Annotated in this window: 22 protein-coding genes; 12 read left to right on the top strand and 10 right to left on the bottom strand. The window is 40.8% G+C overall.

All coding sequences use genetic code 11. The features are described 5' to 3' along the window. Positions 1 to 171 precede the first annotated feature (171 nt). The 8 genes from rsxD to nadS all read left to right on the top strand — a co-directional run bounded on the left by rsxD (position 172) and on the right by nadS (position 6,547). Complete coding sequence (gene rsxD / locus PSE83_RS05075; protein ID WP_272660690.1) at positions 172 to 1,257, top strand: electron transport complex subunit RsxD; 1,086 nt, start codon at positions 172 to 174, stop codon at positions 1,255 to 1,257. A gap of 10 nt (positions 1,258 to 1,267) precedes the next feature. Next, complete coding sequence (rsxG, locus tag PSE83_RS05070; protein WP_036957719.1) at positions 1,268 to 1,897, top strand: electron transport complex subunit RsxG; 630 nt, start codon at positions 1,268 to 1,270, stop codon at positions 1,895 to 1,897. Further along, positions 1,897 to 2,613 carry an electron transport complex subunit E gene (locus PSE83_RS05065; RefSeq protein ID WP_004254239.1) on the top strand — a complete coding sequence of 239 codons (717 nt, stop codon included), beginning with the start codon at positions 1,897 to 1,899 and terminating at the stop codon, positions 2,611 to 2,613. Before rsxG ends, PSE83_RS05065 begins: the two co-directional genes overlap by 1 nt. A 19-nt stretch (positions 2,614 to 2,632) precedes the next feature. Beyond that, entirely contained in the window at positions 2,633 to 3,274 is a 642-nt protein-coding gene (nth, locus tag PSE83_RS05060) for an endonuclease III (protein WP_004254236.1), read from the top strand. A 139-nt stretch (positions 3,275 to 3,413) separates the two neighbouring features. After that, positions 3,414 to 5,357, top strand: a complete 1,944-nt coding sequence (locus PSE83_RS05055) for an exoribonuclease II (protein ID WP_272660689.1) — start codon at positions 3,414 to 3,416, stop codon at positions 5,355 to 5,357. 201 nt (positions 5,358 to 5,558) lie between these two features. Further along, complete coding sequence (osmB, locus tag PSE83_RS05050; protein ID WP_036957717.1) at positions 5,559 to 5,777, top strand: osmotically-inducible lipoprotein OsmB; 219 nt, start codon at positions 5,559 to 5,561, stop codon at positions 5,775 to 5,777. 151 nt (positions 5,778 to 5,928) lie between these two features. Next, positions 5,929 to 6,261 (top strand): type II toxin-antitoxin system RelE/ParE family toxin, encoded by a 333-nt coding sequence (locus PSE83_RS05045; protein ID WP_036957715.1) that lies wholly within the window; start codon positions 5,929 to 5,931, stop codon positions 6,259 to 6,261. Position 6,262: 1 nt separating this feature from the next. Then, positions 6,263 to 6,547 (top strand): NadS family protein, encoded by a 285-nt coding sequence (gene nadS, locus PSE83_RS05040; protein WP_096863771.1) that lies wholly within the window; start codon positions 6,263 to 6,265, stop codon positions 6,545 to 6,547. Between the two features lie 72 nt (positions 6,548 to 6,619). Here nadS and yciH read toward each other — a convergent pair whose 3' ends face one another. The 5 genes from yciH to PSE83_RS05015 all read right to left on the bottom strand — a co-directional run bounded on the left by yciH (position 6,620) and on the right by PSE83_RS05015 (position 10,077). Continuing rightward, positions 6,620 to 6,946 (bottom strand): stress response translation initiation inhibitor YciH, encoded by a 327-nt coding sequence (gene yciH / locus PSE83_RS05035; protein ID WP_004254225.1) that lies wholly within the window; start codon positions 6,944 to 6,946, stop codon positions 6,620 to 6,622. Next, positions 6,943 to 7,668 (bottom strand): orotidine-5'-phosphate decarboxylase, encoded by a 726-nt coding sequence (gene pyrF, locus PSE83_RS05030; RefSeq protein ID WP_036957709.1) that lies wholly within the window; start codon positions 7,666 to 7,668, stop codon positions 6,943 to 6,945. The genes yciH and pyrF overlap by 4 nt, the downstream gene beginning before the upstream one ends. A gap of 44 nt (positions 7,669 to 7,712) precedes the next feature. Then, entirely contained in the window at positions 7,713 to 8,885 is a 1,173-nt protein-coding gene (gene lapB, locus PSE83_RS05025) for a lipopolysaccharide assembly protein LapB (RefSeq protein WP_004254221.1), read from the bottom strand. A 6-nt stretch (positions 8,886 to 8,891) separates the two neighbouring features. Then, complete coding sequence (locus PSE83_RS05020) at positions 8,892 to 9,209, bottom strand: LapA family protein (RefSeq protein ID WP_004254219.1); 318 nt, start codon at positions 9,207 to 9,209, stop codon at positions 8,892 to 8,894. A gap of 145 nt (positions 9,210 to 9,354) precedes the next feature. Then, entirely contained in the window at positions 9,355 to 10,077 is a 723-nt protein-coding gene (locus PSE83_RS05015; protein ID WP_164565274.1) for a phosphatase PAP2 family protein, read from the bottom strand. A 213-nt stretch (positions 10,078 to 10,290) separates the two neighbouring features. Here PSE83_RS05015 and ribA point away from each other — a divergent pair, with 213 nt between their 5' ends. Next, positions 10,291 to 10,887 (top strand): GTP cyclohydrolase II, encoded by a 597-nt coding sequence (ribA, locus tag PSE83_RS05010; RefSeq protein ID WP_272660688.1) that lies wholly within the window; start codon positions 10,291 to 10,293, stop codon positions 10,885 to 10,887. Positions 10,888 to 11,076: 189 nt separating this feature from the next. Continuing rightward, the gene (hemB, locus tag PSE83_RS05005; protein WP_036957706.1) at positions 11,077 to 12,054 is read left to right on the top strand and encodes a porphobilinogen synthase; all 978 of its coding nucleotides are present in this window, start codon (positions 11,077 to 11,079) and stop codon (positions 12,052 to 12,054) included. Between the two features lie 110 nt (positions 12,055 to 12,164). Here hemB and PSE83_RS05000 read toward each other — a convergent pair whose 3' ends face one another. The 3 genes from PSE83_RS05000 to cysB all read right to left on the bottom strand — a co-directional run bounded on the left by PSE83_RS05000 (position 12,165) and on the right by cysB (position 16,837). Beyond that, positions 12,165 to 12,608 carry a hypothetical protein gene (locus PSE83_RS05000; RefSeq protein WP_036957705.1) on the bottom strand — a complete coding sequence of 148 codons (444 nt, stop codon included), beginning with the start codon at positions 12,606 to 12,608 and terminating at the stop codon, positions 12,165 to 12,167. 306 nt (positions 12,609 to 12,914) lie between these two features. Beyond that, the gene (acnA, locus tag PSE83_RS04995; RefSeq protein WP_004254205.1) at positions 12,915 to 15,587 is read right to left on the bottom strand and encodes an aconitate hydratase AcnA; all 2,673 of its coding nucleotides are present in this window, start codon (positions 15,585 to 15,587) and stop codon (positions 12,915 to 12,917) included. A 275-nt stretch (positions 15,588 to 15,862) separates the two neighbouring features. Continuing rightward, positions 15,863 to 16,837 carry an HTH-type transcriptional regulator CysB gene (gene cysB, locus PSE83_RS04990; protein ID WP_004254202.1) on the bottom strand — a complete coding sequence of 325 codons (975 nt, stop codon included), beginning with the start codon at positions 16,835 to 16,837 and terminating at the stop codon, positions 15,863 to 15,865. A 315-nt stretch (positions 16,838 to 17,152) separates the two neighbouring features. Between cysB and PSE83_RS04985 the strand changes: the two genes are divergently transcribed. Then, positions 17,153 to 19,186: a M13 family metallopeptidase gene (locus PSE83_RS04985; protein ID WP_136135095.1), complete on the top strand. Its 2,034-nt coding sequence runs from the start codon at positions 17,153 to 17,155 to the stop codon at positions 19,184 to 19,186. A 319-nt stretch (positions 19,187 to 19,505) separates the two neighbouring features. Here the strand turns inward: PSE83_RS04985 and sodC are convergent, their stop codons facing one another. Continuing rightward, a complete protein-coding gene (gene sodC, locus PSE83_RS04980) occupies positions 19,506 to 20,030 on the bottom strand; it encodes a superoxide dismutase family protein (RefSeq protein ID WP_004254197.1) in 525 nt (174 codons plus the stop codon). A gap of 318 nt (positions 20,031 to 20,348) precedes the next feature. Further along, positions 20,349 to 22,955, bottom strand: a complete 2,607-nt coding sequence (gene topA / locus PSE83_RS04975) for a type I DNA topoisomerase (protein ID WP_004254195.1) — start codon at positions 22,953 to 22,955, stop codon at positions 20,349 to 20,351. A gap of 290 nt (positions 22,956 to 23,245) precedes the next feature. On the opposite strand from topA, the gene PSE83_RS04970 reads away from it, so the two are divergent. Beyond that, positions 23,246 to 23,503 carry a DUF2498 family protein gene (locus PSE83_RS04970; protein ID WP_004254193.1) on the top strand — a complete coding sequence of 86 codons (258 nt, stop codon included), beginning with the start codon at positions 23,246 to 23,248 and terminating at the stop codon, positions 23,501 to 23,503. Positions 23,504 to 23,524 lie beyond the last annotated feature (21 nt).

Here is a 23,524-nt window from a genome sequence, read left to right as displayed (position 1 = left end):
AGCTCAAGCAGAACAACTCGCACAAGAAGAGCTTACACCCGCCGCTGAACAACCCATTGAAGAGGAAACCGACCCTCGAAAAGTTGCCGTTGCCGCTGCGATCGCGCGAGTAAAAGCAAAGCAAGCACAAAAACAACATGAACAAACGACTACAGAGTAAGTGATAACGAGATGAAATTTAGGCCAATTGATGCGAAAAATCGCCGTTTAAAAATTGCTAGCGCACCATTTACTCATAACAATCAAAGCACCAGTTTAGTGATGCTTTGGGTACTTTTAGCAGCAATACCGGGTATTGCTGCTCAAGTTTATTTCTTTGGCGTTGGCACCTTATACCAAATTATTTTAGCGGTGCTAACAGCGGTTATCACAGAAGCAGTTTCTATTCGTTTACGCCAACAACCTGTGGTTCCTGTACTAAAAGATAATTCCGCCATTGTGACCGCATTATTATTAGCTATCAGCCTACCTCCGCTCTCACCTTGGTGGATGATCGTATTAGGGACATTTTTTGCTATTACGATTGCTAAGCAATGTTATGGTGGATTGGGGCAAAACCCTTTTAACCCTGCGATGGTGGGTTATGTCGTTTTGCTAATATCATTCCCTGTTCACATGACAAACTGGCTACCTCCGCATGAATTACAAAATATGTCGATTTCTGCACTTGATAGCCTATCCATTATTCTCAGTGGCCATACTCCAACAGGTATTACCCTCGAGCAACTACGTACAGGCATTGATGGCATGAGCCAAGCGACCCCGCTTGATAGCTTTAAAACGGGCCTACTGACTCATTCTATTTCTGAAGTATTACAACAACCTATTTTACAAGGTTCCTTAGCGGGAATTGGTTGGCAATGGGTGAATATTGGCTATTTAGTGGGTGGTTTGTTCTTATTACAGCGCCGTATTATTAGTTGGCATATTCCGGTTTCGTTCTTAGGTACATTGGCAGTTTTATCTATTGTTAGTTATTTAATTGATGATAGCCAACATGCGTCGCCATGGGTTCATTTATTGTCTGGTGCCACTATGCTAGGGGCATTTTTTATTGCCACTGACCCTGTAACCGCATCGACAACGCCTAGGGGACGGATTATTTTTGGTGTGATTATCGGTTTTCTTGTTTGGGTGATCCGTGTATACGGTGGTTACCCTGACGCTGTTGCTTTTGCCGTGTTACTCGCCAATATTACTGTTCCATTAATTGATTACTATACGCAGCCTCGTGCGTACGGTCATGGACATAAGTAAGGATAACCGTATGTTGAACACGATGAGACGCCATGGGGTAACGTTAGCCATCTTTGCAGCAGGAACCACTGCGCTTAGCGCTGCGGTGTACACGTTAACGAAAGAGACTATTGCTGAGCAAGCTGCTATTGTTCAGAAAAAACTACTCGACCAAGTAATACCAAGTGATTTATACGATAACGACCTCGCAAAAGAGTGTTATTTAGTCACTAATGAGGCCATACTGGGTAATAAACAACCTAGGCGCTTGTATCTAGCCCGTAAAAATGGCGAACCTGTTGCTGCTGCCTTGGAAACAACCGCATTAGACGGCTACTCAGGCGCTATACATTTATTAGTCGGTACAGATTTTCACGGTACAGTACTGGGAACTCGTGTTACAGAACATCATGAAACACCTGGGCTTGGTGACAAAATTGAGACACGAATATCTGATTGGATTACTTATTTTAGTGGTAAAAAAATAACCTCTGATAATGACCCTAAATGGGCAGTTAAAAAAGATGGAGGTGAATTTGATCAGTTTACTGGGGCAACAATTACACCCAGAGCAGTCGTCAATGCCACTAAACGTACTGCGGTATTTATGCAACAAATTCCACAACAATTATCGAATTATCCACGCTGTGGGGACGAATAATGAGCGATACATCTAAAGACTTATTAGTGCAAGGTTTGTGGAAAAACAACTCTGCATTAGTTCAATTATTAGGGCTTTGTCCGCTGCTCGCTGTGTCATCAACAGCAACCAACGCATTAGGGCTAGGCTTAGCGACCACATTAGTCTTAGTTTGTACTAATGTTGCAGTTTCTGCTTTACGTCGTTGGGTACCATCAGAAATTCGCATCCCTATCTACGTGATGATTATTGCCTCTGTTGTTAGTGCGGTACAAATGTTAATCAACGCATATGCTTTTGGTTTATATGAATCTCTCGGGATCTTTATTCCGTTAATCGTTACCAACTGCATTGTGATTGGACGCGCAGAAGCCTATGCATCTCGTAATCCTGTTGGGCTATCTGCCCTTGATGGGTTTGCTATGGGCTTAGGTGCAACCGCGACCTTGCTTGTTCTAGGAGCAATTCGTGAAGTTTTAGGGAATGGGACCTTATTTGATGGCGCTGACTTGTTACTCGGTTCTTGGGCTACCTCCCTTCGTATTGAAGTGTTACACCTTGATTCCCCATTTTTACTCGCTATGCTACCGCCTGGTGCCTTCATTGGCCTAGCACTACTATTAGCTGCGAAATACTTAATTGATGAAAAAATGAAAAAAAGAGCCGCACGACAATCTGGTATTCAACCAGAACGTGAATATGAAAAACAGCAAGGTTGCGGCAGCCATATTTCTTAACAACGATATTTTGTGAGCAATGAATAAATCAAAACGCATTGAAATTCTAACTCGTCTACGGGATAACAACCCACACCCTACAACGGAGTTAGAATTTAACTCCCCTTTTGAGCTATTAATCGCCGTTTTATTATCAGCTCAAGCTACTGACGTGAGTGTCAATAAAGCGACAGCAAAGCTATATCCTGTAGCTAATACGCCTGAAGCTATTATGGCACTCGGTGTGGATGGAATAAAAGAGTACATTAAAACCATTGGCTTATTTAATACCAAAGCTGAAAGCGTCTATAAAACCTGTCAAATTTTAATCGAAAAGCACAACAGCCAAGTCCCTGAAAACCGAGAGGCTTTAGAAGCTTTACCGGGTGTTGGCCGCAAAACGGCAAATGTGGTTCTTAATACCGCATTTGGCTGGCCGACTATCGCCGTTGACACGCATATTTTCCGTGTCTGCAATCGTACTAACTTTGCTCCTGGTAAGAATGTCGTTGAAGTTGAAGACAAACTCCTTAAAGTTGTACCTGCAGAGTTTAAAGTAGATTGTCACCATTGGTTTATTTTGCATGGACGTTATACTTGTATTGCCCGCAAACCCCGCTGTGGCTCTTGTATTATCGAAGATTTATGCGAATTTAAAGATAAAATATATCCAGAAGATTGACCAAGATACTATTTTGAATAGGTTATAGATAAACGATACTTTTAATCATGAATCTAGCCGGTAACGCATTTTTTCCTTGCTCTAAGACTTTGTCTTACGTAACAATAGAGCCAAACCCAATATTAATTAAACGGTAAGTATGTTCCAAGACAACCCACTGCTCGCACAGCTTAAACAAAAACTACATGCCCAAACCCCACGCGTCGAAGGGCTGGTAAAAAGTACAGAAAAAGGCTTTGGCTTCCTCGAAGTTGATGGCCAAAAAAGCTATTTCATTCCGCCTCCTCAAATGAAAAAGGTCATGCATGGTGATCGTGTTATTGCTGCGGTTCATACCGATAAAGACCGTGAATTTGCAGAACCAGAAGAACTGGTAGAACCTTTTTTAGATAGGTTTGTTGGGAAAATACAAAAGAAAGAAAATGATAACCGTTTATTTGTCATTCCCGATCACCCATTACTGAAGGATATGATTTCTTGCCGTCCTATCAATGGCATTACTCATGAGTTTAAGCAAGATGATTGGGTTGTTGCACAAATGCGACGCCATCCATTAAAAGGCGATAAAACCTTCTACGCTGAAATTACTGAGTTTATCACTGACGGAGATGATCATTTTGCACCATGGTGGGTAACGTTACGCCGTCACCAATTAGACCGTAATGAACCGCAAATGGTTGATAGCGAACGTGATGACCAAGGTATTGAACGAGTTGATTTAACTCACTTGCACTTTACGACCATAGACAATGCAAGTACTGAAGATATAGATGACGCACTCTATGTTGAAAAAACCGATAATGGTGACTTAAAACTGTATATCGCTATTGCTGACCCAACAAGCTATATACCAGAAGGTAGCGAACTCGATAAACTGGCTTTAGCCCGTGGCTACACCAACTATTTACCGGGTTTTAATATTCCAATGCTACCGCGCAAATTATCTGACGACCTGTGCTCTTTGCGCCCAAATGAACGTCGCCCTGCTTTAGTCTGCATTGCGCTCATCAAAGAAGATGGTCGCATTGACGATAATATTGAGTTTTTCAGCGCTTGGGTCGAATCAAAATCTAAATTAGTTTATGACGAAGTCTCTGATTGGCTTGAAAATACAGGCAGTTGGCAGCCAGCAAATGACACTGACAAACAACAAATTTTGCTGCTTAAAGAAATGGCAGATAGGCGTTTACTATGGCGCGAAAACAATGCACTCGTGTTCAAAGATCGCCCTGATTACCGCTTTGTATTAGATGACAAAGGAATTGTGGTTGATATCGTGACTGAACGTCGCCGCAGTTCTAATCGCATTGTTGAAGAAGCCATGATCACCTCTAACCTCTGTGCTGCCGCAGTACTGAAAGAAAAATTAGGATTTGGCGTATTTAATGTGCATATGGGCTTTGAACCCCTGCAAATTGACCAAGTCGTGCAAACGCTTAAAGATAACGGCATTGAAACAACGGCTGAATCATTATTATCACTAGAAGGCTTCCGCCAACTACGCCGTCAACTAGATGCACAGCCGACCCAATTCCTCGATAGCCGCATTCGCCGTTACCAAACTTTCGCAGAAGTCAAAGCTGAGCCCGGCCCGCATTTCGGTTTAGGGTTTGAAGCTTATGCGACTTGGACTTCACCAATTCGTAAATATACCGATATCGTCAACCACCGTTTAATCAAATCTATTATTGCTGGTAAACCTTCAACGAATAAGCCATCCGAAGAATTATCAATCAAGTTAGCCGAACGTCGTCGTGCAAACCGCATGGCTGAACGTGATGTAGGTGATTGGCTCTATTCTCGTTACTTAAAACCTTTTGAAGGTACGGATACCAAATTCCCAGCTGAAATTATTGATATCACTCGTGGTGGCGTAAGAGTCCGTTTGGTAGATAATGGTGCTGTAGCTTTTGTTCCTGCGCCTTTTATTCATAGTGTTCGTGATGAGATCCAATGTAGCCAAGAAACAGGTAATGTACTTGTTAAAGGTGAAATAGCTTACCAACTTAACGATATTATCAATGTCACCATTAATGAAGTTCGTATGGAAACACGTAATATCGTCGCTAGACCAGCCGAATAACAGCTTTTCTGCTACTCTTTAAAGACCATAGTTTGAAACCTATGGTCTTTTATTTTTCTATCTACTTTTTTACAACCTAAAATTCGCATTAAACGTTAAACTGCAAACACTTTTCCATATTTTTTCCTGATTATTCTTATTCGTAAATTTACCTATCATGATATTTTGTTAACTGTTAAATCTGTATTAAGGGTCATTAAAATGAACACAGTAAGCAAACGTATTTTATCATTCATGGTGATAGCTACTGTCGCTATCAGCGTCAGTGCCTGTTCAAATATGTCTAAACGCGATAAAAACACAGCGATTGGTGCCGGTGTTGGAGCTGTTGGTGGCGCTGTATTGACAGGCGGAAGTTCCATAGGAACCGTAGGTGGTGCGGCTATTGGCGGAATTATTGGCCACCAAGTAGGCAAATAAATCTCATAATATCCTTTAGTCGCTCTCCTTAATCTAAAATAGCGTTCATTATGAACGCTATTTTATTTTTTATATCCGATAATCTATTAAACTATTGACGGCAAAAAGTGTACAAAGTACACTTGCAATTAATACAAAGGGAGGGAACCCTGTGAGTCACGCAATTGAATTTATTGAAACCAGCTTTTTTACCAAACAAATCCAATCTATCGCCACACAAGAAGAACTTAGGATATTACAAAATGAACTTATCGCATGGCCAGATAAAGGCGATATCATCCAAGGAACGGGTGGGCTTCGTAAAATTAGGATGGCAACTGGTAATAAAGGAAAAAGTGCAAGTGTACGAGTTATTTATTTCCTAGCTACAGCAGAAATTATTTATTTTATAATGGCTTATCCAAAAAATGTCAAAGATACGCTAAATGACTTAGAAAAAGCAGAATTAAAGAAACTAACGAAATTACTAAAAAATGAGGTATAAAATGAGTATATTCAACGAATTAAAAGCCTCTTTAGAAGAAGCTGTTGAAATAAAACAAGGCCATCAAAAAGCCGCTAATGTTACTCGTTACGAAATTACTGATGTCAAAGCTATTCGAGAACAACTGAATGTTTCCCAAAGCGAATTAGCTCATGCACTAGGAACTAGCCTCGATACAATTAAAAGTTGGGAACTTAAACGACGAAACCCAACAGGGCTAGCAGCTAAAATACTTATCGCCATTAAACGTAACCCAGCTTTATTTGCTGAGTTAGCAGCAATTTAACCACTTCTTCGTTATAAAATGAGTGGCTTTCTAAGTAGCCACTCATGACAAACAGTAAAATTTTCGAACCTATCAGCCACCAGCTAACTTAACTTGAAAACCTTTCGCCTCAAGGTACTGTTTGATAACATCACGTTTATCGCCTTGAATTTCAACGTTACCGTCTTTAACAGCTCCGCCACAGCCACACTTCTTTTTAAGATCAGCCGCTAATTTAGCTAATTCGCTGTCTTCAAGGTCAAGTCCAGTTACAACACAAACCCCTTTTCCTTTACGACCTGATGTCTCACGGCGGATCCGCACAATACCATCACCTTTAGGCCTTTCAATTTTGGGTTTATCTTCAGCAATACGCCCTGTTTCTGTACTGTAAACAAGACGACTATTTGAATCACTCATAGCAAACCCTCAATAGACTGATTGATTTGTTGTAATGTGGTAGTTGGGTTTTCACTACGCGTAATCGGACGACCAATCACCATATAATCCACACCCGCCTTCACTGCATCTTGTGGTGTCATAATGCGGCGTTGGTCCCCAACATCACTTCCCATTGGGCGAATACCTGGGGTAACTAATTTGAAATCGGCACCACAAATTTGTTTTAAACGTTGGGCTTCATGAGCAGAGCAAACAACACCATCTAGCCCGCATTGTTTGGTTAATAAGGCCAAACGCTCTGCATGAGCAGCTGGTGACAGATTAATCCCAACACCAATGAGGTCAGATTCATCCATACTCGTTAATACGGTTACTGCTGTGAGTAATGGCGCCTCTTTACCATAAGGCTCAAGAGATTGGCGTGCCGCCTCCATCATACGAGCACCACCACTTGCATGAACATTAACCATCCATACCCCCATTTCAGCCGCAGCTGCAACCGCTCGGGCAACAGTATTTGGAATATCATGAAACTTCAAATCTAAGAAAACATCAAAACCACGATCATGGAGTGACTTAACAAATTGAGGACCATTAAAAGTAAACATTTCTTTGCCTACTTTTAAGCGACAATCACGTGGGTCAATGCGATCCACAAAAGCCAAAGCCTCATTAGCATTTTCATAGTCAAGTGCCACAATAATTGGTGAATGTGTGTGGTTCTCAGTTGAGGAAATCATTTCTTAGCCTTTAAAGAGTCGTTATTATTTAAAAAGTGACGCTGTCACTGCCCATCTAGCCCACGAATAGGTTTAATCGTGTCCCACGAGCGACAAGATGGGCAATGCCAATATAATGCACGCGATGTAAACCCGCATTTATGGCAACGATAATCGGGTTTGGTACGAATTTGCTCCCCTACCATTTTTCGTAGCAAAATCAAACTTTCTTTTGCCCTTCCATCTTCAGCTTCTTCAAGATGGTAATCCATTAAACGATAAAATAAACGCATGGTAGGATGACGTTGAATTTGGTCATTAATATAATTTGCAGCGGCTTCGTGATTTTGCTTTTCAACAATAATATCCGCTAAATAAAGCTCTGCAATAGCCCCTGAGTTACCCGCAACACACTGACGTAGGTAATCTTCCCACTCATCGGCTTGGCCAGTATGTTGATAGCAATCAAACAGCAAAGGTAGCGTTTCAGCGACGAGCTCTCTATCTTGCTCATAGACTTGTTTTAGGACATGAATTGCTTTGTCGTAATTACCTTGTTCGATGAACAAGCGCCCTTTCATAATTGAGACCCGAGCGCAGTGGTTGTCGGCTTGCTCTGCCTTATTTAAAAAGATCAGTGCATCTTCGAGATCATCGCTAGCAAGTTGTTGAGTCGCTAGTTCACAATAAAAATGTGCAATTTGCTCACGTAGTTCTGTATGCCCTAATTTAACCAGTTTACCTGCCGTTTCAATAGCTTTTGTCCAATCACTGGTTAATTGATAAATATTTAACAGGGATTGTAAGGCACTTTGTTTGAAATCGACTTCATCCGTCAATTGTTGAAACATGTTTTCTGCTCGGTCATAAACCCCAGCAGCCATGTAATCTCGACCGAGTTGTTGAGTTGCTAATAAGCGTTGTTCAAATGATAAAGCGGCACTTTCCACCAGCGACTGGTGAATACGAATGGCGCGTTCAACTTCACCACGAGAACGGAATAAATTTCCCAACGTGAGGTGTGCTTCAAAAGCAGAGCTATCTTCATTTTTCAGCATATCGAGGAATAAATCGACAGCTTTATCTTGTTGATTAGACAATAGGAAGTTAACGCCTGTCACATAATCACGTGACAAGCGATTCGCATGTTGTTGCTTATCTTGTTGAGCACTTCTGCGCCCCATGTACCAACCGTAAGCAGCAGCAACTGGTAGCAGCAGAAACAGCAACTCGAACATACAGGATTATTCCTTGTTCTGAGTCGTCACTAATGAGGTTGAATCGGAAATATGACTTTCTCCAGCACCTAATTGTGATTCTAAACGTCTAATTTTACGACGTGCGTTTTTCAGGCTAACAATGACTCGTAAATAAAACACAGCACAAACTAGCCAACCTAGCACAAAACCGACACCAAAAAGTGATGCAAGAAGGGTCGATAATGAAAAATCCCCTTTTGCAATCAGGTAGTTAAATGTAATAACCTGATCATTGCTTGAACCTAGCGTAATCGAAATAATAAAAAAAGCGACCGCTAGTAATAAAATCAGAAAATATTTCACATTTATTCCCGTTATCAGTTCTATTCATCCAATAATATCTACCTGTTAAGGTAGCATTTCCAACGCATTCAGACAAAGCAATTTATTTTATACAATGAGAGATTTAAGTCAGATCTCCCCTAATAATGGTTAACTTGATGAAAGATTAATCGGTTTTACTCAGTATTCCCCATGCTCGCAAAATATAATAACCAAATAAGGCAAAACACGCACTAATGATCACTGAAGTAATTATATCAATAGGCCAATGCATGCCCAACAACATACGACTAAATGCAATACCCTCAGCCCAAATAGCGAGCCCTATCGATAAAGCGTATAAACGTTGTTGCCAAAAAAGCGCAATTAAAAACAATGCCCAGCCAGCCGCAAATAACATATGACCAGAAGGAAAAGAATATCCAGTTTCTGCTTGCCAGTGTTTACGCTGCCATTTCGCTATATATTCATCTTGTTTGACGGTGTCTTTAATTAATTTTGCTCGTTCAATACGTTTTAACGCATAAAAGTCTGATGAAGGAATTTGATATTCGGTTGCTAGCCATTCCACATAAGGGCGAGGCTCTTTAAACGTACTTTTTAATGCCGTCTTCAAACCTTGCTGCAGTAATACAATGCCAACAAGAACAAGCAATATTTTCAGTCGCTGTTTTTTTTCTGAACGAAAGATAAATACAACAGCTCCAAGAAATAACAGAGACGTTAAAATACTATAAGGTGCTCCCGCAGTGTCTGTCAGCCAGAGTATCCATTTCATTGAGTTAAACTGGGTTTCTGGTGACCAATGCCACCCTGTAACTATCATCACCATGGGAGGCATAATTAATAACAATGCAAAAGTACAAACGACCAAAACAGTTTTTTTCATTCAACGTGTTCCAAATAAAGTTCTATTAAATATACAAATATTCCATTCACCTATTATTAACTCTGTTATAGTAATACAGCGTTGGTCGTGTGCAAAGAATACCAACCTCTATATGCTAAACGTCATATAGCATCGATGTATTATAGTTAAGCTACTTTATATCGATAAACGTTATTAATTAAGCAAGAGTTACTTTAACTAATGAAAGAAAATATGCAGCTAAAACGCGTTGCCGAAGCAAAACTTCCTACACCTTTTGGTGAATTTTTGATGGTGGGTTTTGAAGAAATCGCAACCGGTCGTGATCATGTAGCGTTAATTTTTGGCGATATCTCAGGAAAGGAACCGGTACTCAGCCGGATCCACTCCGAATGTTTAACAGGAGATGCGTTATTTAGTCTACGTTGCGATTGTGGTTTTCAATTAGAAGCCGCACTCTCTCAGATTAGTAAAGAAGGCCGAGGGGTATTACTTTACCATCGTCAAGAAGGCCGAAATATTGGCTTGCTGAATAAAATCCGAGCTTATGCATTGCAAGATCAAGGCTTAGATACGGTTGAAGCTAACATTAAGTTAGGCTTTAAAGCGGATGAACGTGATTTTACCTTATGCTCTGATATGTATAAGTTATTGGGGATAAATGAAGTCCGCTTATTGACGAATAACCCGAGAAAAATCGATATTATGCGTGAAGCTGGAATTAACGTGGTAGAACGTGTTCCGTTGATCGTTGGCCGCAACCCAAGTAATGAACATTATCTTGACGTTAAAGCAGAAAAAATGGGCCATATGCTATTTAAGCACCAATGACCTCAGCAAAGGAAGAGTGTTCTGCTCTTCCCTTTATTTTTCCTATTTCATTATCACCATTCAAAGTGTGCCATTTATCCACGGCTATATTCACTTTCTTTCCATAAGGTTTATACTGTTAGCCATCTGATTACCCTGACGAATAAACTGAGTTTTTGAGGTTTATTCCGCATACTACCAGGAGATACTGTGAACAACCTGCATTCCATTCAACGCATGAGAAGATTGCGTAAAACTGAAAAACTCCGCACTTTATTCCAAGAAACTCACCTTTCTATTAATGACCTTTGCTTGCCAATTTTTGTTGAAGAAGAACTCGACGACTATATGCCAATCAACAGCATGCCGGGTGTTATGCGTATTCCTGAAAAACGCCTTGCTTATGAAATTGAGCGTATCGCAAATGCAGGAATAAAATCAGTGATGACCTTTGGGGTTTCCCATCATCTTGATGATAATGGTAGTGATGCATGGCAAGAAAATGGTTTAGTGGCACGTATGTCACGTATCTGTAAAGAAACCGTCCCTGAAATGATAGTGATGTCTGACACCTGTTTCTGTGAATACACCTCCCATGGTCACTGTGGTGTCATGCACGGCCATATCGTTGATAATGATGCAACCATTCATAACCTAGGTTTACAAGCGGTTGCCGCTGCACGCGCAGGTGCTGATTTTATTGCCCCATCTGCTGCAATGGATGGCCAAGTTGCCGCAATTCGTCATGCACTTGATGAAGCTGGTTTTACAGACACCGCCATTATGTCTTACTCCACAAAATTTGCTTCAGCACTGTATGGCCCATTCCGAGATGCAGCGGGTTCATGTCTTAAAGGGGATAGAAAAACCTATCAGATGAACCCAATGAACCGCCGTGAAGCACTACATGAATCACTAATTGATGAACGTGAAGGTGCTGACGCGCTAATGATTAAACCTGCTGGGGCTTATTTGGATATTATTCGTGATTTACGCGAGCATACCCAATTACCTATCGGTGCTTATCAAGTCAGTGGCGAATATGCACAAATTAAATTTGCTGCTCAAGCGGGTGCAATTGATGAAACTCGTGTGGCTCTTGAAACACTGGGGTCAATCAAACGCGCAGGTGCTGATCTTATTTTCACTTATTTTGCTTTACAATTAGCCGAAGCCAACGCGCTATAATCTCATTCAGTTAAAGAAACCCGCACCACTGTATATAGTTACAGTGGTGCGGGTTTTTGTCATTTTTGTTGAATAATAATACTTAAATCGACCAATTAACAACCAAATGGCTATTTTGCTCTTTGCAATTCAAGTTGTTGAGTTAGTGTTTGCGCATAATGCTGTGCTTGCTCTGCCGTTGCCAAACCAGCAATCAATAAATCTTGTTTACCCGCAGATGTTGTTGCGACCACTCCCCAGTAATCAACTTCAACCGTAATACTTTCAGGGTTTTGATCGGGCATCGGCAGAATATCAAAGTAGTCTTGTAATGGCGCAATGGTAATGGCGGTATAATCTGCATTTAAGCCGAGTGGAAATTCTTTGTCTGCATATAAACGCAAATCATGGACTTCCGTTTCAGGTGTTCTCATCACAATAGAATATAAGTTAGGTATGTGCTCCAAAATGTCACGAACCTCTTCGTTCGCACCATCAAAATGGGATGTGGTTAATAAGATATCTGCTGCCCACAATGCCCCTTTATAGAAATCGGTTTCATTGATATCTGCCATACTCATTTCCTTAATAGTGTTTTCGATAAGCTCAGTCACATGGTGCCCCATGCTAAAGCTATTACATTCAATTATTTTGCACAAAGAAACTTATTTATGGCGAACTTCACCCTATTTTCATTTAGCCTAGTTGCGACTATTTTCTCCTTTAATTTACCGTCTATTTAACACCATAACGTAGATTGCCATCAAAAATATTGAGAAAAAACAAGATTGATAAATAAGATTAAATATTAAAAAATAAAAACGCCCGTAGGATACAATCTTACAGGCGTTGAAGTGTCATAATTTAATGATTAATAATGATTAATGTAGCATCTGCCTTATCACATAATGCAAAATACCACCGTGACGGTAATAATCCATCTCCGTTGCGGTATCAATACGACAGCGGGTTATAACTTCTTTTATATCCCCATTGCCATACGTGATTTTCACCCTGATATCCTGCCCTGGAGTAATTGACTGCAGCCCTGTAACATCAATGCGTTCATCACCTTTTAGCCCGAGAGTTTTACGGGATACCCCATCTTTAAATTCTAAAGGTATAACCCCCATACCAATCAAGTTAGAACGGTGAATACGCTCGTATGATTCAGCAATAACGACCCTTACTCCTAATAAATTCGTGCCTTTAGCTGCCCAATCTCGGCTAGAACCTGAACCATATTCTTTACCGGCGATTATAGCTAATGGGCGATTTTCTTGTTGATACTGCATTGCCGCATCATAAATCGCCATTTGTTTGCCTGTCGGTATATGTAAGGTATATCCCCCCTCTACACCTGGCACCATTTCATTGCGAATACGAATATTTGCAAATGTTCCTCGCATCATCACTTCATGGTTACCACGACGCGAGCCATAAGAGTTGAAATCTGCAACAGCAACGCCGTGTTCTTGCAGATAACGCCCCGCTGGACTCTCTTTTTTGATATTCCCTGCAGGAGAAATATGGTCAGTAGTTACCGAGTCGCCGAGGATCGCTAAAATATTTGCACCATGAATATCTTTGACCGGTGCTGGCTGAACTTGCATACCTTCAAAGAAAGGTGGATGGCGAATATAAGTTGAGTCTTCTTGCCAGTGATAAGTTGAAGAGCTTTCAACTTTCAATGCTCTCCAAGCGTCATCACCTTCAAAGACCGCATTATATTCTTTGCGGAACATGTCTGTTTTAACTTGCTGTACAGCTTGGGCAATTTCAGCACTCGATGGCCAAATATCTTTCAAATAAACATCGTTACCTGATTTATCGACACCGATAGGATCGGTTTTCAAGTTGATATTCATGTTACCCGCCAGAGCATATGCAACAACAAGTGGCGGTGATGCTAACCAGTTGGTTTTCACCAATGGATGAATTCGCCCTTCAAAGTTACGGTTACCCGATAACACAGCGCCAACGGTAAGATCCGCTTGTTTAATCGCCTCTTCTATTGGTTCTGGTAATGGGCCTGAGTTACCAATACAGGTTGTGCATCCATATCCGACAAGATTGAATCCGAGCTTATCTAAATAAGGCGTTAAACCCGCGACAGCAAGATAATCAGTGACAACTTTTGAACCCGGTGCCAATGATGATTTAACCCATGGCTGACGGACTAACCCTTTTTCAACGGCTTTTTTCGCTAATAGTCCTGCGGCCATTAATACACTTGGGTTCGACGTATTCGTACAAGATGTAATTGCCGCAATAACGACTGCACCATCGGTTAACTCAAAAGTTTTATTTTGATATTTAACAGAAGGATAGCTCGATTGAATTTTTTTATTAACTTCTAACTCTACTGCACCGCGAAATGCTTTTGGTACTTGGCTGAGTTCAACTCTATCTTGCGGACGTTTAGGGCCTGCTAAGCTGGATTCAACCGTCGACATGTCTAACTCAAGTGTACTGGTAAAAATAGGTTCATCACCTGCATAACGCCACAAACCCTGTTCTTTGCTATAAGCTTCCACCAGCGCAATTTCATCATCACTGCGCCCAGTTAAACGCATATAAGATAGCGTCACTTCATCAACAGGGAAAAAACCACAAGTTGCGCCATATTCTGGTGACATATTCGCAATCGTTGCTCGGTCTGCTAATGGTAAATCCGCTAGGCCATCACCATAAAATTCAACAAATTTACCCACAACACCATGTTGACGTAGCATTTGTGTTACCGTCAATACAAGGTCGGTTGCCGTTATCCCTTCGGATAATTTCCCTGTTAATTTAAAACCAACAACATCAGGGATCAGCATTGAAACCGGTTGGCCTAACATCGCGGCTTCAGCTTCAATACCACCGACACCCCAACCTAACACACCTAACCCATTGATCATCGTCGTATGAGAGTCCGTACCCACTAAAGTATCGGGATAAGCATATAATTTACCGTCAATTTCTTCATACCATACTGCCTTGCCAAGGTATTCTAAATTAACTTGGTGACAGATACCGGTACCCGGCGGCACCACTTGAAAACGATTAAATGCTTTTTGGCCCCAACGTAAAAATAAATAACGTTCATGGTTACGCGCCATTTCAATTTCAACGTTATCGCCAAATGCTGATTCGGTTGCAAACTCATCCACCATCACTGAGTGGTCAATCACTAAATCAACAGGTGACAACGGGTTTACTTGCTCAACATTGCCGCCAAGGGATTTAACTGCTTCACGCATAGCGGCAAGGTCAACAACAGCAGGAACACCCGTGAAGTCTTGCATGAGAACACGCGCTGGGCGATAAGCAATTTCTCTATCTGCATGCGCGTTTTTTTGCCAGTCAATTATTGCTTGTAAATCTTGTTCGACAACTGAGGTGCCATCAATATGACGTAATAAATTTTCGAGTAAAACTTTTAATGACTTAGGTAATTTAGTCCCCTCACCGAGCTTTTTTTCAGCAAGCGCTAAACTGAAGTAATTATACTGCTTGTTTCCAACATTGAGTGTCGAAGCACTCGTTGTTTTTAGACTCAACGACATAACTCCTCCTTGGTTTTTATGGCTATGGCAATATTTGTATTTACCACCATTATTTTTTGTTAACCAATTGTAATCATAGTTGCTCTAGAAATTTGATTTATAGATTTTGTGCCAAATATTGAATTTTTCTCTATTAATAATAGGAAATTTAAGATAAGAAGGGAAATAAGTCAGGAAAAAACCAAGTACACCAACTCGGTAATAATAAAAACCCTAGAAATACGATCACTAGGGTTCCTACTTACAAATTATGACAAGGCAAAAATATAAAGAAATTAAATGATAGGCAGTTTCATATCTTTAAAAAACTCTTCAATTTCTTCATTGTTACGTATAGCAACCGCTTTATCTACCACATCACGGGTTAGATGCGGTGCGAAACGCCACATAAAATCATACATATAACTACGCAAGAAACTAGTACGTTTAAAACCAATCTTGGTTGTGCTATAGCTGAACTTATCACGCATATCAATCACAACTAAATCGCTATCACTAACAGGGTCAACGGCCATACTCGCGATAATACCGATCCCTAACCCTAATCTAACATAGGTTTTAATCACGTCAGCATCGGTTGCAGTAAAAATAATTTTGGGCTCAAGACCAATTTTCTGAAATGCCACATCTAATTCTGAACGGCCAGTAAACCCATGAGTATAGGTTACAATTTGATATTCAGAGATATCTTCAATAGTGACATTTTTTTTCGTTGCAAGTGGATGGTCTTTTTGCACGACCACACAGCGATTCCAATGGTAGCATGGCAACATAATCAAATCGTTATAAAGGTGCAATGCTTCGGTTGCTATCGCAAAATCACTGTTACCTTTGCACACTTCCTCAGCGATTTGCGTTGGTGACCCTTGCTGCATATGCAATGAAACATGTGGATAACGCTCAATAAAACCTTTTATTGTCGGAGGTAAAGCATAACGAGCTTGTGTATGTGTCGTGGCAATACTCAAGCTACCTCTATCTGGATAAGTATGCTCCCCAGCAACCGAGCGGATCGCTTCTATTTTTGATAGCACTTCTCGGGAGATCCGTACCACTTCTTCCCCTGCGGGAGTAACATGCGTTAAGTGCTTACCACTACGCGCAAAAATTTGGATCCCAAGCTCATCTTCAAGCATCCGCACTTGTTTACTGATACCGGGCTGTGACGTAAAAAGCCCCTCAGCGGTTGAGGAGACATTCAAGTCATGGTTAACCACTTCAACAATATAACGTAATTGCTGCAATTTCATATTTCAGTCTACCTCATACAGGAATAATGTGCATTTGCTATCTATAGCTAAAGAATATTACATATAGCTAATAGTTATAATTGATTTATTTGATATAACCAATATAACATCATTCTCTGAAGAATAAACAGTATGATGATAAAATTTCATCTAAATCCCCTCTACAATGAAGAAAAGCAGTAAGGTACTGCAAAGACGGATTAACTTTATTTCATTATGTGGTTCAATAAGTGAAATAAATTTTGCAGAACACTCGCTCCAAGGTTTAACGTATTAGAGTGGATATCGTAATTCTCAACGAAGAGAGGTGGTTACATGCGTTTAAATGTTTTGGCTTTAATTATTGGTATGTCGACTATTTCTTTTGCCCCGTCACTATTGGCAAAAGAAGTTAGTTATGGACAACAAAAAATTGTTTTGTCTGACACGATTGAACCCGGCAATGATTTTTACCGTTATGTGAATGAAGATTGGGTAAATAAAGCGCAAATCCCTACCGGTATGCCACGTATTAACTCTTTTGTAGAATTATACTTAAATACAGAAAAACAAATTCAATCGATAATTGACCAGCTACAGCAGATCCCCGAAAACAAACTTACGCATAATCAACGAAATATTCGAAATTTATATCTTAGTTACCTGAATGAAACGGCTATCGAGCAGGCAGGAATTACCCCAATAAAATCCGATTTAGATGCCATTAAGAAAGCTAAAAGCCATAGTGATATTAGCCAGTTAATGACCCAACCCGACTACAAATCATTGATTTCTTATTGGGTAGACTTAGATGCTAAAGCACCGGATACCTATGTGCTTTATATCGGCCAAGGTGGCTTAGGGCTACCTAATCGGACTTATTACCTCGATAACACACCGCAAATGGAAGATATTCGAAAAAGTTATATCGCTTATATCGCTACCATGTTAGAGCTAGCCGGTGAAAAAGATGTCACACAAAAAGCACAGAAAATTTTTGATTTAGAAAAAGCGATTGCAACTGTACATTGGAGCCCTGAGGCCCGCCGTGACACTATCAAAAATTACCATGCAATGACCTTAACTGAAATGAAAAACCATACCCAAGGTTTTGATTGGGATAGCTTTATTACTAGCCGCAAGTTAACTGATAAGCAACTTGCGAAAGTGGTCGTTGAAACGGACAGCGCAGTTGAACAAACTGCAAAGATTTTTGCAGATACCCCAGTTTCGACATTAAAAGATTACTTAACCTTTCAGTATATTAGTGAGCACGCACGTTATTTAAACCAAACCATCGCAGATGCACAGTTTGATTTTTACTCGAAAAAACTCAATGGTATTGAGAAGCAACGCACCCGCCAAGAGCGCGCTTTGCAAACCGTTAACTCACTCCAAGGCGAGCCATTAGGGCAAATTTACGTCGAACAATATTTCGACCCTCAAGCTAAAGAAAAAATTAAAGATTTGGTTAGTTATGTGAGAGGAACATTTAATTCACGCTTAAAAGTCAATGACTGGATGGATGAGCCTACTCGTCAAGAAGCCCTTAAAAAATTGGAACAATTCACGGTTAAAGTGGGTTATCCAGACCAATGGAATGATTTCAGTGAGATTAACCTCAAGCCCGATTCATTATTAGATAATTATAAGCAAGTTTTAGCTTGGTCATATGATGATATGATTGGCAAAATTGGTCAGCCTGTTCGTCAATGGGAATGGGGAATGACGCCACAAACAGTTAATGCCTATTTCAACCCTGTTCAAAATGAAATTGTGTTCCCTGCTGCAATTTTACAAGCACCGTTCTTTGACCCTAATGTTGACCCAGCCTATAACTATGGCGCAATAGGTGCAGTCATCGGCCACGAAATGGGCCATGGTTTTGACGACCAAGGCAGTTTATATGACGGAACCGGGCAGTTACGTAATTGGTGGAGTGAGAGCGCTAAAACCCACTTCAAAGAGAAAACCGCTAAGCTTGTTGAACAATATAACGGCTTTACTGTTGATGGCTTAAAGGTGAACGGTGAGCTTACATTAGGGGAGAATATTGGTGACCTCGGTGGGTTAAATATCGCCTTAAGTGCTTATAAGCAATTTGCCAAAGAAAATTACCCAAATGGTGAGGCTCCAATTATTGACGGAACAACTGGGTTACAGCGTTTCTTCATTGCTTGGGCACGCACGTGGCAAGAGCTGTCAAATAAAGAATCTGAACGTAATAAGATTATGACGGACCCTCATAGCCCTAACCAATTTCGCGCAAATGGCGTAGTACGCAATATTGATGACTGGTACGAAACATTCGGTGTTGATAAAAATAACGCCCTGTATTTGGCACCAGAACAGCGTATTCGTATTTGGTAATTTATCAATGACAAAAGAAGGCTCGAAATTTAGCGTGAGCCTTCTTTTTATGACTAGGCATTAAGCGGCGCTGAGCCCTAGGAGCATACATCAGTATGTAATTAACATTAGTAAGTCCAGATAACAATTCTGCTGTTTAAATCATATTCTAATCAATGCAATACTGTCTTTTAAACTACTTTATAATCAATACAATACGCTAAATAGTTCAAGTTGTGGCTAGGCAGCAAGCGGCGCTAAGCCCTAGGAGCATACATAAGTATGTGACTAGGGTTAGCAAGCGCAGCTAACAACGCCACAGCTTGAAATATGACGCGTATTATTTGATGACGCCGCAGGCCATCCTAGCCCCACCACCGCCTAACGCTTCTGGATTATCAGAATAGTTATCACCACCCACATGCACCATCAATGCGCGGTCTTGAACATCTTTGAGTGATTTTAAACGTGGCGCTAGTACCGCATAATTAGCATTACCTTGGCTATCGGCAACTAGGCCGGGTAAATCGCCTAAATGCCCTGTGTTATCATAAGGGCCTTTATGAACGCCTGTTTTGGCTGGGTCTAAATGACCACCTGCTTTTAATGCAGGTACCGATTTACCGTCTTTTTCTGCAGGTTCGCAGCTTGGGTTCTCATGAATATGGAAGCCATGAATGCCTGCTTGTAGTCCTGTTAATTTAGGCGTGAACAGTAATCCATATTCCGTTTCTGAGATAACAACCTCACCTATTGCTTTACCATCACCTGTGGGTGTCGCTTCTTTTAATACAACAGTAGACTGAGCAGCGTACGCTGTCCCCGCTGTCAATAATGCAGCCAGTAAACACATTTTTAACTTCATTTTGCCTCCGGTGGATAACTTTTATCTATCATTCCATCGACTTACCTAAATATTTCAGCAAGGTAAGGATTATTACTGCCAATTGATAACTACAACGACTCTATCTTAAGTTAACACAAATTAGTTATCACTTTGGTGCTACATTTGAGTTTAGTTAAAAATTGGTGGCTGTATCACAGTGAACGATAAGAAATAAAGGAATGGACAGTATAACAGCGGGTTATTCACTGATAGGCATTGATATGAAATTGACAAGTTAATAAAAAAGCCAATCTAATTAAATGATTGGCTTTTTTGTTTGGAAACAAAAGAGAGCTATTACTTTTCTTTTACTTCCCACTTACCGTCAACGTAGAATGCACTCCAACCCGTTGCTTTGCCGTTTTTCTCTGAAGAAACATATTGTTGTTTCGTTTTACGACTAAAACGGACGACAGTTGGGTTACCTTCACCGTCTTCAGCCGGTGCTTCAGCTAAATAAGCGAGTTTTTCAGGTAAACGGTCTTTAAAACGCTGTAATTCTGCCACTAGTGGTGCACGTGTTTCTCGTGATTTAGGGAATGTATTCGCCGCAAGGAAAACGCCAGCAGCCCCATCACGTAACACAAAATACGCATCAGATTTTTCACATGGAAGTTCCGGCAATGGCACTGGATCTTCTTTCGGTGGTGCCACTTCACCACTTCGTAAGATTTTACGCGTATTTTTACACTCTTCGTTGGTGCAACCCATGTACTTACCAAAACGCCCCATTTTCAGGTGCATTTCTGAACCACACTTGTCACACTCAATGACTGGGCCGTCATAACCCTTAATACGAAACTCGCCTTCTTCGATTTCATAACCTTCACACGCAGGGTTATTACCACAAACATGTAATTTACGGCCATTATCAATCAAATAGCTGTCCATCGCGGTGCCGCATTTTGGACAGCGGCGTTTGGCTCTTAACGCATTAGTTTCCGCATCATCCCCTTCAAGGACATTAAGGACTTCGTCTTCAGGGATAAGGTTAATCGTTTTTTTACAACGCTCTTTGGGTGGTAATGCGTAACCAGAGCAACCTAAAAATACCCCAGTTGATGCGGTACGAATGCCCATATGGCGTTCACAATCAGGGCAGGTAATTGAGGTAATTACCATTGGGTTGGTGCGCATTCCCCCTTCCTCTGGTTCTTTTTCAGCAACATCGAGCTGCTTACTAAAATCAGAGAAGAATTCATCTAATACGGCTTTCCATTCGGCATCATGGTTTGCAACATGGTCCAATTGGTCTTCCATACGTGCAGTAAAATCATAGTTCATCAGATCGTTAAAGTTTTCCTCTAAGCGGTCTGTGACGATTTCACCCATTTTTTCTGCATAGAAACGACGGTTTTCAACTTTGACATAACCTCTGTCTTGGATCGTCGAAATAATCGCTGCATACGTTGAAGGACGGCCAATACCACGCTTTTCTAACTCTTTAACTAAGGACGCTTCACTAAAACGTGCCGGCGGCTTAGTAAAGTGTTGGCTAGGCAATAGCTCAACCAAAGACAACTCCGCACCAACTTGTATTGGTGGCAGCGTTTTGTCTTCATCATTTTTACGCAGTGCAGGCATGACTTTCGTCCAACCATCGAAGCGCAGAGTACGCCCTTTGGCTTTTAGTTCAAAATCCCCTGCTTTGACTGTTAAGGTTGTTGAATCATATTTCGCAGGTGTCATTTGACAAGCCACAAACTGATTCCAAATCAATTGATACAACCTTTTCGCGTCGTTCTCCATGTCTTTTAGTGACTCAGGTAAAACATCGACACTAGAAGGACGAATGGCTTCGTGTGCCTCTTGCGAATTGTCTTTGCTACTATACACATTGGCATCTTTTGGCAGGTATTTCGCGCCAAAATTATCATTAATATAGCCACGAACCATGTCGAGTGCATCTTGACTCAAGTTTGTTGAGTCAGTACGCATATAAGTGATGTAACCCGCCTCATAAAGACGCTGAGCCATCATCATGGTTTTTTTCACGCCGAAACCTAAACGGGTACTAGCAGCTTGTTGTAGCGTTGAGGTGATATACGGTGCGCTCGGTTTACTGGATGTCGGCCTATCTTCACGGTCAGTAACCGCAAAACGGGCATTTTCCAGTAATTTAACCGCCGCCTCTGTTTGCGCTTTATTGACTGGCTTAAATGCCTTACCACCTTGTGAAGTGACTTCCATACGCAAATTAGCGATATCTTTATCGGCTAAGTCGGCATGCAGTTCCCAATATTCTTCAGGAACGAAGGCTTTAATTTCCCGTTCACGTTCAACTATCAGTTTCACTGCAACTGATTGAACACGACCAGCAGATAAGCCACGAGCCACTTTTTTCCACAACAGTGGAGAAACCATGTAACCCACAACTCGGTCCATAAAACGACGCGCTTGTTGTGCGTTAACTCTATCTATATTTAATTCCCCAGGGCTATCAAATGCCTGAGTGATCGCATTTTTGGTGATCTCATTAAATACAACACGACTAAAACGAGAATCGTCTCCACCAATCACTTCACGCAAATGCCACGCAATAGCTTCCCCTTCTCGGTCCAAGTCCGTTGCGAGGTAGATGTGATCAGCATCCTCCGCTAGTGATTTAAGTTCAGAGACCACTTTTTCTTTACCTGGTAGAATTTGATAATTCGCTTTCCAACCATGGTAAGGGTCAATCCCCATGCGCTTAACTAATGCGTCACGCGGATCTTTTTTCACTTTCTTTGTTTTGTCGGTAGATGAGCCTGTACTCTTTTGTGAGCCGGTTTGTGAACCAGAGCCGCTTTTCGGCAGATCACGAATGTGGCCAACGCTGCTTTTTACAACGTAGCCACTGCCAAGATACTTATTAATCGTTTTGGCCTTTGCCGGGGACTCCACTATAACAAGAGCTTTACCCATATTTACCTTTACCTAAATATCAACAATGGCGCATTTCTACATTAAAATGCGCAAAATGAGAATCTCTTTTTTATATTGCGACACAATCACAATATATCAATATATTTTTAAACAATTATTTGTGTTGAAACAAAACTTATAAACTCAATCACGTTATTCTAAAAGGCACAAAGTGTCTTCTAGTCGACTGATTTTAACCATATAAAGATGTTTAGTCACAATTGAAAACCACACACTCTACCTGATAAAATGCTAGAAGCAACCAATTATTTTTTCAAGGAAGCCAAGTTATGCAAGACAATTTACCGTTCATCACAAAAAAAGAGTTACTTGAAAAAGCTAATGATATCATAAAGAAACATGATGATTATATTCATGGTATGTTTGTTGATACTGTAGAGCAGCATCGAGGTACATTGGTATTTAAAGGGGAGTTCTTCTTAGATGAGAACAGTATCCCTACCTTAAAGAGTACCGCTGCTTTTAATATGTACAAACACCTTGCTCATGTACTATCAGAACAATACCAATTGAGTGATAATAACTAATTAACACGTTTGCTCTTTGTA

Origin of the sequence: Providencia sp. PROV150, assembly GCF_028481025.1 — a bacterium.
GTDB lineage: Bacteria > Pseudomonadota > Gammaproteobacteria > Enterobacterales > Enterobacteriaceae > Providencia > Providencia hangzhouensis.
Note: the sequence above shows the minus strand (reverse complement) of the source record. Positions and strands in the feature narration are given on the sequence as shown.